Source organism: Lelliottia sp. GFLA7 (assembly GCF_056490165.1).
Genome location: NZ_JBWLAQ010000008.1, coordinates 32,654 through 48,634 on the forward strand (window position 1 = coordinate 32,654; position 15,981 = coordinate 48,634).

The following is a 15,981-nucleotide window of genomic DNA, read 5'->3' on the forward strand; positions in this document are numbered from 1 at the left end:
TTGAGCAATCTGAAGCGCATCCCAGTGACCAAAAATGATAGCAAAGGCAACCAAAGCGGAATATCAGCAAATTCCTGGAGTTATTTCAACCTCTTGACTTTTAATTTGAAATAATAATTGATTTAGGATAAGTTGCAAAAATGTAAATTTAGGGCAAATGACATTGCCGAAACCGTGCGTCATATCGCACAATGCACTCAGTTTACCCAGCAAAGACCCGTCAAGATGAGCAAACCCTTACAAAAACCCATTATTCTGAATGTTGAAACAATCGCCAAATCGCGGCTGTTTAATGTGGAGAGCGTGGATCTGGAATTCAGCAACGGCGTGCGTCGTGTTTATGAACGTATGCGCCCATCAACGCGCGAAGCGGTGATGATCGTTCCGATTGTTGATGACCATCTTATCCTGATTCGTGAATATGCGGTGGGCACGGAATCTTACGAGCTGGGGTTCTCTAAAGGGTTGATCGATCCGGGTGAATCCGTTTTTGAAGCGGCGAACCGTGAGCTGAAAGAAGAAGTCGGTTTCGGTGCAAACGAACTCACCTTCCTGAAAAAGCTGTCTATGGCACCGTCCTATTTCTCCAGCAAAATGAATATTGTGCTTGCTGAAGATCTCTATCCCGAAAAGCTGGAAGGTGATGAGCCAGAGCCGTTACCGCAGGTTCGTTGGCCGCTGGCACATTTGATGGATTTGTTGGAAGAGCCTGATTTCCATGAGGCCCGCAACGTGAGTGCGCTGTTCCTGGTGCGTGAATGGCTCAAGGGGCATGGGCGGCTGTAGGCCTTCGACGGTTTGCCTTGTTTCGCTCGCATCAGGTGAAAGCCCGCATAAAAAAACGGTAACCCAAGGGCTACCGTTTTGCTTTGAGTTTCAGCGAGTGCGCTTCGTCAGAACAGCTCGTGCGTCTCGCCGTTATCAATCAGCTCAGTCCCTACCTCATGCACCGCCTGCGTTGTCGGCTGCGTGCCTTCGATGAAGAACTCTTCACGGCTGTTTCCGCCGTTGGCTAACTGACCGGTGCTACGGTCGATATTGACTGTCACAATACCTGGCGGCGGCGTGAGCGGCTGTTCAGGTACGCCTTCCAGAACCGCTTTCATATAAGCATCCCAGGCTGGCTGTGCGCTTTTCGCGCCGCCTTCGTAACCGGAAATCTGATCTTTAATCGCACCCGATGCCGACGTACGGCCCAAATCGCGACGGTGATCGTCAAAGCCGATCCACACGGACGTCACTACGCCAGGGCCGAAACCGGAGAACCAGGCGTCTTTAGAACTGTTGGTCGTCCCGGTTTTACCGCCGATGTCGCGCCGCTGTAAATCACGGCCCGCACGCCAGCCTGTGCCTTGCCAGCCCGGTTCACCAAAGATATTGGTATTCAGGGCGCTCTTAATCAGGAAGGAGAGCGGCGTGTTAATCACATGCGGAGCGTATTCCTGCGCACCGCTTTGCGCGACCAGCGCCTGGTTTGCCTGCTCCAGCTGCGGTTGCGGAACGGTGGAATTCTGTTGCTCCTGCGACAGGGCGACATCTTCCATGTCTTTATTTTCCAGGACGTTCGATTTCGGCGTGTCGCCGTAAATTACCGGAATATCACATTCAGGACAGGCGATTTTTGGTTTCGCTTCAAAAATCACGCCGCCCTGATCGTTTTCAATTTTACTGATGAAGTACGGATCAACCAGGAAGCCGCCGTTCGCCATCACCGAGTAACCGCGCGCCACCTGCAATGGCGTAAAGGATGCGGAACCCAGAGCCAGCGATTCGGTATGCACGATATTTTGTGCAGGGAAGCCGAAACGTTGCAGATATTCCGCTGCGTAATCGACGCCCATGGCACGCATCGCGCGAACCATGACCACGTTTTTAGACTGCCCCAGACCCTGACGTAAACGGATTGGACCGGAATATTCCGGCGGGGAGTTTTTCGGCTGCCAGTCGGAACCTGCGCCCGCATCCCAGCGAGAGATCGGCACATCGTTGAGGATGCTGGCGAGCGTCAGCCCTTTATCCATCGCCGCGGTATACAGGAATGGCTTGATGTTAGAGCCGACCTGACGCAGAGCCTGCGTGGCGCGGTTAAATTTGCTCTGATTAAAATCAAAACCGCCGACCAGTGCCATCACCGCGCCATTCTGCGGGTTGATAGAGACTAACGCTGAGTTCACATCCGGAACCTGCGCCAGCCACCAGGCGTCGTTCACTTTACGAACCCAGATTTGCTGCCCGGTTTGGACCACATCCGTGACTTTACGCGGCGTTGGGCCTTGCGATGTATCAGAGCGATACGGGCGAGCCCAGCGAATCCCGTCCATGCGCAAAGAAACCGAGGTCCCGTCTGCCAGCGTTGCGGTCGCTTCCTGCGGATCGGCTGCCGTGACGACAGCTGGAAGCAGCGGGCCGTAAGTCGGCAGTGCCTTCAGAGAATCCGTGATTTTTTTGCTGTCCCATGCGCTTTCGCCCACTTTCCACAGCACATTCGACGGGCCACGGTAGCCGTGACGCATATCGTAATCCATCACATTGTTACGTACCGCCTGCTGCGCCGCCTGCTGAACTTTACGCGTGATAGTCGTGTAGATGCGGTAGCCATCTTCATACGCCTGCTCACCGTAGCGACTCACCATCTCCTGGCGAACCATTTCCGTGAGATACGGGGCCGAGAAGGCGATTTTTGGCGCGTGATAGTTGGCGTCAATCACAGCGTTTCGCGCCTGATCGTACTGCGTCTGGCTGATATAGCCTTCGCTTAGCATGCGTGACAGCACCACGTTACGGCGCGCAGTAGCACGATCGAGTGAATAGAGCGGGTTAAACGTCGACGGTGCTTTAGGCAGACCCGCAATGGTCGCCATTTCGCTTAAGGTCAGATCCTGGACAGGCTTACCGAAATAAACCTGTGCCGCCGCGCCCACGCCGTACGCGCGATAGCCCAGATAGATCTTGTTGAGATAAAGCTCGAGGATTTCGTCTTTGCTCAGCAATTGCTCGATACGAATAGCAAGGAACACTTCCTTGATCTTACGCGTCAGCGTTTTTTCTGGGCTCAGGAAGAAGTTACGCGCCAGCTGCTGCGTAATCGTACTCGCGCCCTGCGAAGCGTGACCGGAGAACAATGCCACGCTTGCGGCACGGAAAATCCCCACCGGATCGACGCCATGGTGTTCATAAAAACGGCTGTCTTCCGTGGCGATAAAGGCTTTCACCATCACCGGAGGAATTTCGTTTAAGGTCAGCGGAATACGGCGCTTTTCGCCATATTGAGCGATCAATTCACCGTCGGCGCTATAGACCTGCATCGGGATTTGGAGGCGCACATCGCGAAGCGTGGCGACATCAGGCAGTTGCGGCTCAATATATTTGTACAAACCATAAATCGAGCCTGCTCCCAGCAGAATGCAACAGACTGCAAGGATCAATAAATACTTTACGAACTTCACTGGAGATTTCCCATTTAGTTTCACTTGGGCAGTTTCTAAACAATCGGCCGGTAGTATAAAGGCAAGCCTGAATCATTGATATAGCCGTCAAACGGACGGGCGATAAGGAGATCGTGAAGCATGGCTTTCAAAACGTGGCGAACAGGTGTTCACATTCAACAAGATAGGGTTTTAGCCGTCTGTCTGACAAAGGAGCGAACCGGATGGAATCTGCGCCGTTGGTGGCAAATTCCGCTGCATCCGGGAATTATTCGCGATGGACAAATTATTGAGCCAGAACAATTGGTTGCAGCGCTTCGTGCATGGAGCAAGGTCTTACCGCAGCATCACCGGATTTTCCTCGCGTTCCCTGCCGCACGAACGTTGCAAAAAGCGCTTCCTTGTCCGGCGCTGAACCTACGTGAAAGTGAGCAAGCCTCGTGGATTGCTTCCGCCATGTCACGCGAGCTGGAGATGGCGCCCGATGCGCTGTGCTTCGATTATGTTCAGGACACACTGACCCGCTCTTTTCATGTGACCGCTGCACAAAACAAAGAGGTCGCGGCATTGTTAACGCTGGCAAAAACGCTTCGTCTGCATGTCGCAGCGATTACGCCGGATGCGGGTGCGCTGGTGAATTTGCTGCTGCTTCTTGCGCCTCCTGCCCACTGCGCGGTGTGGCGCGACGACCATCACTGGCTATGGGCAACGCGTCACCAGTGGGGCCGTAAGCCGCTGACTGAGGCGGGAACGGTGGCCGATCTGTCGGCGATCCTGGCGCTTAAGCCTGAAGATATGGCTCTTTTCGCCGCCGATAATCTCGATCCTTTTATTTTAGTCTCACGCAATTTGCCGTCATTACCCGAATTTGGGGCGGACTTTACCGTCGCTCTGGCCCTTGCGATGGGGGATATCGTTGAATGAAAACGACTAACTTTTTGCCGTGGCGGCAATGGCGACAACAGCGTTGCTGGCGTTTCTGGACGTTGCTCTTTGCCGGCTCGTTACTGCTTTCCCTCGCTGCGATGACAAGTCTGCGTTCGCGCTTTGCGATACGTTCGCACGCGCTGGAGGTGTATCTCGCGAGCGATAGGGCGATTCAACATACGCTGGAGGCCCATCGCTCGCGGTGGCGAGCGCAACATGAGCAACAGCAACTCACTCAACAAGCGGCTATTTTGCTGAGTAAAACGCAAGCCTGGCAGCCGACGCTCGTGTCGCTGGCGCTGGCATTGCCGGAGCAGGCATGGCTCACGCAAATGTCATTTCAACAGTCCAGCCTGATATTGAAAGGCTATGCCACGACGCTTTTATCTCTTCAGAAACTCACTGACTCATTGAAGCACTTTGCTGGTTTTACGCTTGGGCCTGCAGGTGAGTTGCAGCAGGATAATCAGGGGCGATGGATGTACAGCTTCACGCTCCAGCGTCAGGAGTGACCTGTGCACAGCTTATTTGAACGCTGGTATGTGTTTGGTTCAAGCACGCGCATTCTGAGCTGGGGTCTGATTTCGGGCAGCGTGCTTTTGACGGCGTATCTCATGCTCGCGCGCCCGGCAATACGGCACGTCTCACAGCTTGAAATGAAGCGAGAGCACATCGCCACCGTGGTGAAAGCGCTTTGGGCGAGCGAGGCTCACCGAGGCCTTGCTGAAGGACAACCTGATAGTTCTGCGCGGCAGGCTTTCTCGCCTCTGGATTTTCAAACGCATGGTGTGCGGTTAGTGCGTTGGCTGCCGAGCGCGAAAGGAGGTGAGCTCTCGTTGGATGCAGACTGGATGCAGATTCCCGTTCTGTTTGACGCAATCGCGCAGCGTGGAATGGGGGTGACGGCCTTTTCCGTCGAACCCGGAGAATCACGACTAAAGCTTATTGTTCAGGTGGAGAGTCTACATGCGAACTGAGCTGCGCGGTTTGGTCCTGTGTTCACTGGTTTTCCTCACTGGGATGCGCGATCCGTTTCGCCCGCCCGTGGATCGCTGTGACATCGGGAAACTCGACAAATGGCACTACCAGGGACTCATCAGCAGTGCAGGTGTTGTGGGCATTATGAAAGATGAGCAGGATCGCTGGCATCGTGCCCATCAGGACGATCACCTGCCATCAGGCTGGCGAGTTATGGCGATAAATGAAACTGAAATGGTCGTCGAGGTCGGTGATGGTTGTGACCCGAAGGAATGGCGATGGAAACGAGAAGGAACGAAAGATGAAAATAACAAGGATAGTCACCCTGCTAGCGCTGTTCAGCATGTCGGCCTGGAGCAGCACTCAAAAACCAGTGACCCTGGTCGTTGATGACGTACCGGTTGTTCAAGTTCTGCAGTCGTTGGTCGAGCTGGAGAGCCGCAACCTCATCGTTTCGCCCGATGTCACCGGTACGCTGTCGCTGCATTTAACGCGCGTGCCCTGGCGGCAGGCGCTGCAAACCGTAGTCAACAGCGCTGGGCTGGTGTTGCGCGAGGAGCGCGGTATTTTTTATGTGAACACCGCGGCGTGGCAACGTGAGCAGCAGGCGCGTAATGAAGAGGAGAAAACCAGGCTGAAACTGGATGTCCCGCTTGTCTCGCGCGGCTATTCTCTGGCCTATGCCGACGGTACCGAATTACAGAAATCTGCCGAGAAACAGCTGAGCCCAAAAGGGAGTTTGTCAGTAGACAAACGCACAAATCGATTGCTGGTGCGCGATATTCCCGCAGTGCTGGATAATTTTCAGCAGTGGGTGAAAGAGATGGATCTGCCTATTGCTCAGGTGCAGCTGGAAGCGCATATCGTCACGATAAATGAAAAAAGCCTGCGTGAGCTTGGCGTGAAATGGAATCTTGCAGAGGCGCAAGGTGCTGGGGCACCGGGGCAAGTCACCACGATGGGGGCCGATCTTTCAGTCGCCAATGCCACGACACATGTTGGATTCAACATCGGTCGAATCGACGGCAGACTTTTGGATCTGGAGCTTTCCGCCCTCGAGCAAAAGCAACAGCTGGAGATCATTGCCAGTCCGCGCCTGTTGGCGTCGCACATGCAGCCCGCCAGCATTAAACAGGGCAGCGAAATCCCTTACCAGGTTTCCAGCGGGGAGAGCGGGGCGACATCGGTAGAATTTAAAGAGGCGGTTTTGGGCATGGAAGTGACGCCAGTGGTGCTTCCAAACGGTCGGGTGCGTTTAAAACTGCGTATCAGCGAAAATATGCCGGGGCAAGTTTTACAGCAGGCTGACGGTGAAACGCTGGCGATTGATAAGCAGGAGATCGAAACGCAGGTCGAAGTGAAAAGTGGAGAAACGCTGGCACTGGGCGGTATTTTCTCTCAAAAGAATAAAACGGCAAGCGATAGCGTACCGGGTCTCGGGCATGTTCCCCTGTTGGGCCAGTTTTTCCGCCATGACGGCAAAGATAACGAGCGCCGCGAGCTGGTGGTGTTTATTACGCCACGTTTGATTGATATTCAGTAATCGAAACGATCTCCGCGAGGATTTTGCACCCAGTTTGTTGCAGATGTTTGACGTGAGGCATGAATTAGCATACAAGGAGTACCGATTTGAGATTCAGCTTCTCTTATTCTTACCTCTTGTTGCTCTAAGCATTTGGCATGGTGATTTAATCAGTTGCCAAACAAGCAGGACTACTGAGATAATTTTTAGTCTGACTCTCGCACTATCGCATATGAGGTTTCAGTTCATGTCCTGCTACGTTGAGTACTCGCGAAGCTGGAATTACCATTAACGAATAGTCTTAGTAGTACCGAAAAAATGGCAGAGAAACGCAATATCTTTCTGGTTGGGCCTATGGGTGCCGGCAAAAGCACTATTGGGCGCCAGTTAGCTCAACAACTCAATATGGAATTTTACGATTCTGATCACGAGATTGAGAAACGAACCGGAGCTGATGTGGGCTGGGTCTTCGATGTAGAAGGCGAAGAAGGTTTCCGTGACCGTGAAGAAAAAGTTATCAATGAACTTACGGAAAAACAGGGCATTGTGCTGGCGACTGGCGGCGGCTCTGTAAAATCTCGTGAAACGCGTAACCGTCTCTCGGCCCGCGGCGTTGTGGTTTATCTTGAGACGACTATCGAGAAACAACTCGCACGTACGCAGCGTGATAAAAAGCGCCCGTTACTGCAGGTTGAAACGCCTCCGCGTGAAGTTCTTGAAGCCCTGGCTGGTGAACGCAATCCACTGTACGAAGAAATTGCTGATGTAACGATTCGTACTGACGATCAGAGCGCAAAAGTCGTTGCAAACCAGATTATTCATATGCTGGAAAGCAACTGATTCTGGCTTTATATACACTCGCCCACGGGTAATAGCATTTAAGGTGGATGTCGCGTCATGGAGAGGATTACAGTTACTCTCGGGGAACGTAGTTACCCTATCACCATCGCGGCTGGTTTGTTTAACGACCCAGCTTCCTTCTTACCACTGAAAGCGGGTGATCAAGCTATGCTTGTCACCAACGAGACGCTGGCTCCGCTTTATCTCGACAAAATTCGTCATCTGCTTGAACAGGCAGGTGTGAACGTTGACAGTGTGATTTTGCCTGATGGCGAGCAGTATAAAAGCCTGGCGGTACTTGAGACCGTCTTTACCGCACTACTGCAAAAACCGCATGGTCGCGATACGACACTACTTGCCCTGGGCGGTGGTGTTGTTGGCGATCTAACGGGTTTTGCTGCGGCAAGTTATCAACGTGGTGTTCGTTTTATTCAAATTCCTACCACGCTTTTATCACAGGTCGATTCTTCGGTTGGCGGCAAAACGGCTGTTAACCATCCGCTTGGCAAAAACATGATTGGCGCGTTCTATCAGCCCGCATCTGTGGTGGTGGATCTCGACTGTCTGAATACGTTGCCCCAGCGCGAATTGGCATCAGGCCTGGCTGAAGTGATCAAATACGGCATTATTCTGGACGGCGAATTCTTTAGCTGGCTGGAAGACAACATGGATGCGTTGCTTAACCTTGACGGTAAAGCGCTTGCTTACTGCATCCGCCGTTGTTGTGAGCTGAAAGCCGAAGTCGTTGCAGCAGACGAGCGTGAAACGGGCTTACGTGCTTTACTGAATCTGGGGCACACGTTCGGTCACGCGATTGAGGCGGAGATGGGTTATGGCAATTGGCTTCATGGCGAAGCGGTTGCAGCGGGCATGGTTATGGCCGCGCGTACCTCTGAACGTCTGGGTCAGTTTAAGCAAGAAGAGACTCAACGCATCATCACGTTGCTTGAGCGTGCGGGCTTACCGGTAACGGGGCCGCGCGAGATGTCTTCGCACGCGTATTTACCCCACATGATGCGCGATAAAAAAGTTTTGGCTGGCGAGATGCGCTTAGTGCTCCCGCTGGCAATAGGGAAGAGTGAAGTGCGCGGCGGAGTGCCGCATGATGTGGTTCTTGGCGCTATTGCTGATTGCCAGCAGGCGTAACAACTAGAAAGGTCAGGCTACTGTTACAGGTAGCTATTTAGCTTCAGGTGAAATGCAACGTCGTAAGCATGAACCTTTGAGTGGGGTGTTAAATGGATGAATTCAAACCAGAAGACGAGCTGAAACCCGATCCCAGCGATCGTCGTACTGGTCGTTCTCGTCAATCTTCAGAACGCGATAATGAGCCGCAAATCAACTTTGATGATGTTGATTTGGATGCAGACGATCGTCGTCCGTCACGTAGTCGCCCTGCGCGCGATGAGCGGGAAGAAGAGGATTATGAGTCTGATGATGAATCACTGGACGAAGAGCCTCTAGAGCGTCGCCCGCGCAAACGTAAAAAAGTAGCGGCGAAACCCGCTTCACGTCAGTACGTTATGATGGGCCTTGGCGTTTTTGTCCTGCTGCTGCTGATTATCGGCATCGGTTCTGCGCTGAAAGCACCGTCTACCCCCTCAAATGAGCAGACCGCTTCAACCGAAAAGAGCATCAATCTTTCGGGCAATAATAATGATGCAGCAGATCAGGCTAATGGTGCGCAACCTGCGCCAGGCACCACTTCTGCTGAACAGACCGCGGGCAATCCAACGAATGCGCCGCAGGATGTCTCCCTGCCACCCGTTTCGGCTACGCCAACTCAGGGCCAGGCAAGCGCGGCACCTGAAGGTCAGCAGCGTGTTGAAGTTCAGGGCGATCTGAATAATGCGCTTACGCAGAACCCGGATCAGGTGAATAACGTGGTGGCTAATTCCACGCTGCCAACTGAACCTGCAACTGTCGCGCCAATTCGTGGCGGGAATGCTCAACCGCAAACCGCGGCAACGGAAACCAAACCGCGTCAAACTCAGGCTGCCACTTCGCGTCCAGAGCGTCAAAAAGCGGTGATTGAGCCGAAGCGCGAAACGAAACCGCAGGCCGTTGCTAAAGCGACTGAAGCCAAACCGGTTGCCCAGCCTAAGCCAACGGAAACCGCTACCAGCGCGCCGGTGAAAACACCAGCTGCCACAGCAGCACCGAAAGTGACTGCAGCAACACCGACTCCTGCAGCGACGGCAACAGCGCCTGGCACTGCATCAGGTAAGTCTGCGGGTAACGTTGGGGCAATGAAGGCCGCACCGTCTAATAATTACACGCTTCAGCTGAGCAGTTCGTCTAACTACGACAATCTGAATAACTGGGCGAAGAAATCGAACCTGAAAAACTATGTGGTTTATCAGTCGACTCGCAACGGACAGCCATGGTACACGCTGGTTAGCGGCGTTTACGCCTCTAAAGACGAAGCGAAACGTGCTGTGGCAACGTTACCTGCTGACGTTCAGGCGAAAAACCCATGGGCAAAACCGATTCATCAGGTTCAGGCCGACTTGAAGTAATGTTTAAAGCGCAGAATGCTGTCGGAGCTTTTCCACAGCTGGAAAAGGTGTAATCAGTTAGTCAGCATGAAAAAAAATCGCGCTTTTCTAAAATGGGCAGGGGGAAAATTCCCCCTGCTTGACGATATTAAAAAACACCTGCCGAAGGGCGAGTGCCTTATCGAGCCCTTTGTGGGTGCCGGGTCCGTGTTTCTCAACACCGACTTCTCTCGTTATATCCTGGCGGATATCAACAGCGATCTGATTAGCCTCTATAACATCGTCAAAGATCGTACCGACGAGTACGTTGACGAGGCGCGTAAGCTCTTTACGCCTGAGACCAATCAGTCTGAAGTTTACTATCAGCTTCGCGTAGAATTTAACCAAAGCCGCGATCCTTTCCGGCGGGCGTTATTATTCTTGTATCTTAACCGTCATGGCTACAATGGCCTGTGCCGGTATAATCTGCGTGGTGAATTCAACGTCCCGTTTGGCCGCTATAAACGCCCTTATTTCCCGCAGGCTGAGTTGTATCACTTTGCTGAGAAAGCACAGAATGCACTCTTTATCTGCGAGTCCTACGCCGACAGCATGGCGCGCGCGGATCACCAGTCGGTCGTGTACTGCGATCCGCCGTATGCGCCGCTGACGGCGACGGCCAATTTTACGGCGTACCACACCAACAGTTTCAATTTGAAAGAGCAGGTGCATCTGGCGGAGATCGCCGAGGGCCTGGTGAAAAAGCGTATTCCCGTGCTGATTTCAAATCACGATACGGAAATGACGCGCGAATGGTATCAGTTAGCGACTCACCGATACGTCGTTCAGGTGCGGCGCAGCATCAGCAGTAACGGTGGTACACGTAAAAAGGTGGACGAACTGCTGGCTCTTTATCGCCCCTGAGCCGTTTCGCCCGCCGGTAAACACATTTCAAGGAGATGCGGATGAAACAGTTTTTGATTGCTCCCTCAATTCTGTCGGCCGATTTTGCCCGCCTGGGTGAAGACACGGCCAACGCGCTGGCCGCTGGTGCGGATGTGGTGCATTTCGATGTGATGGATAACCACTACGTCCCTAATCTGACCATCGGCCCGATGGTGCTCAAAGCGCTACGTAACTACGGAATCACCGCCCCGATTGATGTTCACCTGATGGTCAAACCGGTTGATCGCATCGTGCCGGATTTTGCCGCAGCGGGCGCGAGCATTATCACCTTCCACCCTGAAGCCTCCGAGCATGTCGATCGCACGTTGCAGCTCATCAAAGAGAATGGCTGTAAGGCGGGTCTGGTGTTTAACCCAGCGACCTCGCTGAGCTATCTGGATTACGTCATGGATAAGCTGGACGTGATTCTGCTGATGTCCGTCAATCCGGGCTTTGGTGGGCAATCCTTTATTCCGCAAACGCTGGACAAGCTGCGTGAAGTGCGCCGTCGCATCGACGAGTCTGGCTATGACATTCGCCTTGAAGTGGATGGCGGCGTGAAGGTCAATAACATTGGCGAAATCGCAGCGGCGGGTGCCGATATGTTCGTGGCAGGCTCTGCCATTTTTGACCAACCGGATTACAAAAAAGTCATTGATGAGATGCGCAGTGAACTGGCAAAGGTAAGTCATGAATAAATTACAGGCAATACGCGGCGTCGCGTTTGACCTTGATGGCACGCTGGTCGATAGCGCGCCGGGTTTAACCAGCGCCGTCGATCAGGCGCTGTATGCGCTTGAGTTGCCCGTTGCGGGTGAAGATCGTGTGATAACCTGGATTGGAAACGGTGCTGATGTGCTGATGGAACGTGCGTTGACGTGGTCCCGTCAGGAGCGTGCCATTCAGCGTTCGGCACAGGGTAAACCTGGCGTTGACCATGCTGATATCCCGCAGGATGAGCAACTGCGCGTTCTGCGTAAACTGTTTAACCGTTTTTATGAAGAAACCGTGGAAGAGGGCAGTTTTCTGTTCCCGGACGTTGTCGATACGCTGAGCGCGTTGCATGCCCATGGCATGCCGCTGGCGCTGGTCACCAACAAGCCAACGCCGTTTGTGGCTCCGTTGCTGGAAGCCCTCGACATCGCAAAATATTTCTCGGTAATTGTTGGCGGTGATGACGTACAGAATAAAAAGCCGCATCCGGAACCGATATTGCTGGTGGCAGGGAAATTATCCTTAACGCCTGAACAACTGCTTTTTGTCGGCGATTCGCGTAATGATATTCTGGCCGCCAAAGCCGCAGGTTCGCCGTCTGTGGGATTAACCTACGGCTATAACTACGGTGAATCCATCACGCTGAGTGAACCGGACGCCGTGTTCGATCACTTCAAAGATTTACTGCCCGCACTCGGGCTTTCGCACAGTGAACATCAGGAATCGAAAAATGACTAAGCCCATCGTATTTAGTGGCGCGCAGCCTTCAGGCGAATTGACCATTGGCAACTACATGGGTGCATTGCGTCAGTGGGTCGGCATGCAGGATGATTACCACTGCATTTACTGCATCGTGGATTTGCATGCGATCACCGCGCGCCAGGATCCTGAGAAACTGCGTAAAGCCACGCTGGATACGCTGGCACTGTATCTGGCATGCGGTATCGATCCGGAAAAAAGCACCATCTTCGTCCAATCGCACGTTCCAGAGCACGCACAGCTAGGTTGGGCGCTGAACTGCTACACCTATTTCGGCGAACTGAGCCGCATGACCCAGTTCAAAGACAAATCCGCACGCTACTCCGAGAACATCAACGCCGGTTTGTTTGACTATCCCGTGCTGATGGCCGCTGACATTCTGCTGTATCAAACCAACCAGGTACCGGTTGGCGAAGACCAGAAACAGCACCTCGAACTGAGTCGTGATATCGCGCAGCGCTTCAATGCGATCTACGGCGATGTCTTTAAAGTGCCGGAGCCGTTTATCCCGAAATCGGGCGCACGTGTGATGTCGCTGCTTGAGCCGACCAAAAAGATGTCCAAGTCTGACGATAACCGCAACAACGTTATCGGCCTGCTGGAAGATCCGAAAGCAGTGGTGAAAAAGCTGAAACGCGCGGTGACAGATTCCGACGAGCCGCCTGTTGTGCGTTACGATGTGCAGAACAAAGCGGGCGTTTCAAACCTGCTGGATATTCTCTCTGGCGTCACCGGGCAGAGTATTCCTGAGCTTGAACAGCACTTTGAAGGCAAAATGTATGGCCATCTCAAAGGCGAAGTGGCGGATGCGGTTTCCGGCATGCTGACTGAACTGCAGGAGCGTTATAACCGTTTCCGCAACGACGAAGCGCTGCTGAATCAGGTCATGCGAGACGGCGCGGACAAAGCCAGCGCGCGTGCCGCTGAAACGCTGAAAGCGGTATACCAGGCGATTGGCTTTGTGGCAAAACCATAGATAAAAGCAAAGCGGTAACCGCCTGTACCCTCTCCAGTGGGCGAGGGCATCCAGCTGCACTCACCCAAAAACAAAAAACCGGGAAATTCCCGGTTTTTTTATATCTGCATTAACGCTTTCTGATCCGCTGCCGCATCATAACCACCGCGACTCTTAGTCATCGTAGCGACAGGGTTTAGTGATTTGAGAACCAGTTCAGTTTTTCACGTAGCTCAACCACGCGACCCACGACGATCAGCGCCGGGCTTTCAACCTGCTTCGCCAGCTCGCCGAGCTGCGTGAGCACGCCGCTCACGACGCGCTGGGTAATCGCCGTGCCATTCTCGACCAGCGCCACCGGCATATCGTGCTGCATACCGTGTTCCAGCAGTTTTTCCTGAATGGTCGCCGCCTGATTCAGCCCCATGTAGAACACCAGCGTCTGCTTTTCAGCGGCCAGGTTGTGCCAGTCCAGCTCACTTCCCGTTTTGAGATGACCCGTCACCAGGCGCACGCTTTGGGCATAATCACGATGGGTAAGGGGGATACCGGAATAGGCAGAACAGCCAGAAGCTGCAGTGATTCCTGGCACCACTGAGAACGGCACACCCGCGTTGCAAAGCGTTTCCAGCTCTTCACCGCCGCGACCAAAGATAAACGGATCGCCGCCCTTCAGGCGCACCACGCGTTTGCCTTTGAGCGCTTCACGCAGCAGGATCTGGTTAATTTCTTCCTGCGGAACGCAGTGATAACCCGCGCGTTTGCCCACGAATACGCGGTCTGCGTCACGACGGACCAGATTCATGATGTCATCAGACACCAGACGGTCATACACCACGATATCCGCCTGCTGGATCTGCTGTAATCCTTTCAGCGTTAAAAGACCGGCATCTCCTGGCCCTGCACCCACCAGCACCACTTCGCCGCGATGATTCAGCGGCTCAGTCAGCAGGCGCTCGGTCGTCTCTTCTACGGCCTGTTGATCCTGATTCGCCAGCGACTGTGCCAGGCGGTCATTGACGAAGAATTTTTCCCAGAAACGGCGGCGCTCGCCGATGGTTGCAAACGTCGTTTTCACCCGGGCGCGAAGCTGGCCCGCATAGCGCGCTACCTGTCCCAAATGCTGGGGTAAAATCGCTTCGAGTTTTTCGCGCAATAAACGCGCCAGCACCGGTGACGTGCCGCCCGAGGAGACCGCGACCATCAGCGGGGAACGGTCAATGATCGACGGCATAATAAAGCTGGCTTCTTTTGGCGCATCGACCACGTTGCAGAATATACGACGGATTTCGCAGGCATCGCTGACGCGCTGGTTCACGTCGTCGTCGTCGGTAGCGGCGATCGTTAGCCAGCACGTATCGAGCAAGGACTCGTCAAACTCGCCCTGTACCAGCGTCAGCATGCCTTCCTGCGCCCATACGTTAAATTGCGGATCGAAGGCCAAAGCATTCACGGTAAGTCGTGCACCTGCTTCTAACAGCAAACGCGCTTTACGCTCAGCGACATCGCCACCGCCCACTAACAGGCAGTCGCGATGACGTAATTGACAGAAAATCGGCAGGTGATCCACGACATTACCTCTTAGGAATTGGCTTTCGCCTGTGCAGTTGCGATGGTGACGGGAGTCGGACGCTCCGCTTTAGGAGTAGCATACCAGTATCCTAAGCCCATAAACACTGCACCCGAAAGGGTATTGCCCAGAGTTACCCACAACAGGTTATGACCGATGCCCGAAAGGGTGTAAGCCTCGCTGTGATGGCCAAACCAGGAGAGCGCGAAGAGCGTCATGTTTGCCACGGAGTGCTCGTAGCCGGAGGCAATAAATGCCAGCAGACACCACCAGATCGCGATGAATTTCGCGGCACCTTCCGTGCGGATTGCCATCCAGATTGCCAGGCACACCAACCAGTTACACAGCACGCCCTTAAAGAACAGCGTCATGGCCGGCTGTGTGGTTTTGGCGAGTGCAACGGTATGCACAATGCTGGTATCTACTGGCAGCAGGCTTCCGCCGCCCCAGCTGTACAGCAACGCCACGAAGACGGAACCCAGCAGGTTGCCGACCCAGGTTTGTGGCAGAATCGCCCACATTTGTCCCTGACTGATGGTGCCGGCTTTGACGCCCAGCGCCAGGAACATGGTATGGCCGGTGAACAGTTCTGAACCGGCGATAATCACCAGGGTCAACGCGATGCCAAACGTTGCGCCCATCACTAATGGGCGAATAGACGGCTCAAGTAAATTCCCCAGCGTGAAGATAAGAATAATACCGAGGCCGACATAGGCCCCTGCCATGGCGGAACTGATCCAGAAGCCGATGGGGTTATTTTGATTGAGGCGGGCAATGCGCGCAGCGTTAGCCGCACACTTATTAATGGTGTCTGCAAACATGTGATTATCCTTGTACACGTCACCCGCTGCGCTGCCAACTAGAGGCAA

General features: G+C 53.7%; 16 protein-coding genes. 13 read left to right on the forward strand and 3 right to left on the reverse strand.

From position 1 onward, the window contains the following. Window positions 1-225: 225 nt before the first annotated feature. Complete coding sequence (nudE, locus tag AC07RN_RS17845) at window positions 226-786, forward strand: ADP compounds hydrolase NudE (RefSeq protein ID WP_449554994.1); 561 nt, start codon at window positions 226-228, stop codon at window positions 784-786. A 107-nt stretch (window positions 787-893) separates the two neighbouring features. Here the strand turns inward: nudE and mrcA are convergent, their stop codons facing one another. Continuing rightward, window positions 894-3,446, reverse strand: a complete 2,553-nt coding sequence (mrcA, locus tag AC07RN_RS17850; RefSeq protein WP_449554995.1) for a peptidoglycan glycosyltransferase/peptidoglycan DD-transpeptidase MrcA — start codon at window positions 3,444-3,446, stop codon at window positions 894-896. Window positions 3,447-3,566: 120 nt separating this feature from the next. Between mrcA and AC07RN_RS17855 the strand changes: the two genes are divergently transcribed. From AC07RN_RS17855 to trpS, 12 genes are all read left to right on the forward strand, one after another. Beyond that, window positions 3,567-4,349, forward strand: coding sequence for a DNA utilization protein HofM (locus AC07RN_RS17855; protein WP_478336971.1), 783 nt, complete (start codon window positions 3,567-3,569; stop codon window positions 4,347-4,349). Then, window positions 4,346-4,864, forward strand: a complete 519-nt coding sequence (locus AC07RN_RS17860; protein WP_478336972.1) for a PilN domain-containing protein — start codon at window positions 4,346-4,348, stop codon at window positions 4,862-4,864. Before AC07RN_RS17855 ends, AC07RN_RS17860 begins: the two co-directional genes overlap by 4 nt. Window positions 4,865-4,867: 3 nt before the next feature. Beyond that, window positions 4,868-5,329 (forward strand): HofO family protein, encoded by a 462-nt coding sequence (locus AC07RN_RS17865; RefSeq protein ID WP_478336973.1) that lies wholly within the window; start codon window positions 4,868-4,870, stop codon window positions 5,327-5,329. Further along, window positions 5,319-5,720 carry a HofP DNA utilization family protein gene (locus tag AC07RN_RS17870; protein WP_478336974.1) on the forward strand — a complete coding sequence of 134 codons (402 nt, stop codon included), beginning with the start codon at window positions 5,319-5,321 and terminating at the stop codon, window positions 5,718-5,720. The genes AC07RN_RS17865 and AC07RN_RS17870 overlap by 11 nt, the downstream gene beginning before the upstream one ends. Further along, complete coding sequence (gene hofQ / locus AC07RN_RS17875; RefSeq protein ID WP_478336975.1) at window positions 5,632-6,873, forward strand: DNA uptake porin HofQ; 1,242 nt, start codon at window positions 5,632-5,634, stop codon at window positions 6,871-6,873. The genes AC07RN_RS17870 and hofQ overlap by 89 nt, the downstream gene beginning before the upstream one ends. 297 nt (window positions 6,874-7,170) lie before the next feature. Beyond that, a complete protein-coding gene (gene aroK / locus AC07RN_RS17880) occupies window positions 7,171-7,692 on the forward strand; it encodes a shikimate kinase AroK (protein WP_015960764.1) in 522 nt (173 codons plus the stop codon). Window positions 7,693-7,749: 57 nt separating this feature from the next. Further along, a complete protein-coding gene (aroB, locus tag AC07RN_RS17885) occupies window positions 7,750-8,838 on the forward strand; it encodes a 3-dehydroquinate synthase (protein WP_015960763.1) in 1,089 nt (362 codons plus the stop codon). A gap of 92 nt (window positions 8,839-8,930) precedes the next feature. Beyond that, the gene (gene damX, locus AC07RN_RS17890) at window positions 8,931-10,211 is read left to right on the forward strand and encodes a cell division protein DamX (RefSeq protein WP_015960762.1); all 1,281 of its coding nucleotides are present in this window, start codon (window positions 8,931-8,933) and stop codon (window positions 10,209-10,211) included. 66 nt (window positions 10,212-10,277) lie between these two features. Then, entirely contained in the window at window positions 10,278-11,093 is an 816-nt protein-coding gene (dam, locus tag AC07RN_RS17895; protein ID WP_235134194.1) for an adenine-specific DNA-methyltransferase, read from the forward strand. Between the two features lie 41 nt (window positions 11,094-11,134). Beyond that, window positions 11,135-11,812 carry a ribulose-phosphate 3-epimerase gene (rpe, locus tag AC07RN_RS17900; protein ID WP_015960760.1) on the forward strand — a complete coding sequence of 226 codons (678 nt, stop codon included), beginning with the start codon at window positions 11,135-11,137 and terminating at the stop codon, window positions 11,810-11,812. Then, window positions 11,805-12,566, forward strand: coding sequence for a phosphoglycolate phosphatase (gene gph, locus AC07RN_RS17905; RefSeq protein ID WP_015960759.1), 762 nt, complete (start codon window positions 11,805-11,807; stop codon window positions 12,564-12,566). The genes rpe and gph overlap by 8 nt, the downstream gene beginning before the upstream one ends. Further along, the gene (trpS, locus tag AC07RN_RS17910) at window positions 12,559-13,563 is read left to right on the forward strand and encodes a tryptophan--tRNA ligase (RefSeq protein WP_015960758.1); all 1,005 of its coding nucleotides are present in this window, start codon (window positions 12,559-12,561) and stop codon (window positions 13,561-13,563) included. Before gph ends, trpS begins: the two co-directional genes overlap by 8 nt. A 175-nt stretch (window positions 13,564-13,738) precedes the next feature. On the opposite strand, the gene cysG is transcribed toward trpS, so the two are convergent. Together cysG and nirC are read right to left on the reverse strand one after the other, a co-directional pair. Further along, a complete protein-coding gene (cysG, locus tag AC07RN_RS17915; protein WP_015960757.1) occupies window positions 13,739-15,112 on the reverse strand; it encodes a siroheme synthase CysG in 1,374 nt (457 codons plus the stop codon). Window positions 15,113-15,123: 11 nt separating this feature from the next. Continuing rightward, window positions 15,124-15,933, reverse strand: coding sequence for a nitrite transporter NirC (nirC, locus tag AC07RN_RS17920; RefSeq protein WP_015960756.1), 810 nt, complete (start codon window positions 15,931-15,933; stop codon window positions 15,124-15,126). Window positions 15,934-15,981: the final 48 nt, after the last annotated feature.

What these genes read in the sequence shown, in the direction of transcription:
- nudE (WP_449554994.1), top strand. Translation starts at nt 226, where the DNA reads ATGAGCAAACCCTTACAAAAACCCATTATTCTGAATGTTGAAACAATC.
- AC07RN_RS17855 (WP_478336971.1), top strand. Translation starts at nt 3,567, where the DNA reads ATGGCTTTCAAAACGTGGCGAACAGGTGTTCACATTCAACAAGATAGG.
- AC07RN_RS17860 (WP_478336972.1), top strand. Translation starts at nt 4,346, where the DNA reads ATGAAAACGACTAACTTTTTGCCGTGGCGGCAATGGCGACAACAGCGT.
- AC07RN_RS17870 (WP_478336974.1), top strand. Translation starts at nt 5,319, where the DNA reads ATGCGAACTGAGCTGCGCGGTTTGGTCCTGTGTTCACTGGTTTTCCTC.
- hofQ (WP_478336975.1), top strand. Translation starts at nt 5,632, where the DNA reads ATGAAAATAACAAGGATAGTCACCCTGCTAGCGCTGTTCAGCATGTCG.
- aroK (WP_015960764.1), top strand. Translation starts at nt 7,171, where the DNA reads ATGGCAGAGAAACGCAATATCTTTCTGGTTGGGCCTATGGGTGCCGGC.
- aroB (WP_015960763.1), top strand. Translation starts at nt 7,750, where the DNA reads ATGGAGAGGATTACAGTTACTCTCGGGGAACGTAGTTACCCTATCACC.
- damX (WP_015960762.1), top strand. Translation starts at nt 8,931, where the DNA reads ATGGATGAATTCAAACCAGAAGACGAGCTGAAACCCGATCCCAGCGAT.
- dam (WP_235134194.1), top strand. Translation starts at nt 10,278, where the DNA reads ATGAAAAAAAATCGCGCTTTTCTAAAATGGGCAGGGGGAAAATTCCCC.
- rpe (WP_015960760.1), top strand. Translation starts at nt 11,135, where the DNA reads ATGAAACAGTTTTTGATTGCTCCCTCAATTCTGTCGGCCGATTTTGCC.
- gph (WP_015960759.1), top strand. Translation starts at nt 11,805, where the DNA reads ATGAATAAATTACAGGCAATACGCGGCGTCGCGTTTGACCTTGATGGC.
- trpS (WP_015960758.1), top strand. Translation starts at nt 12,559, where the DNA reads ATGACTAAGCCCATCGTATTTAGTGGCGCGCAGCCTTCAGGCGAATTG.
- nirC (WP_015960756.1), bottom strand. Translation starts at nt 15,933, where the DNA reads ATGTTTGCAGACACCATTAATAAGTGTGCGGCTAACGCTGCGCGCATT.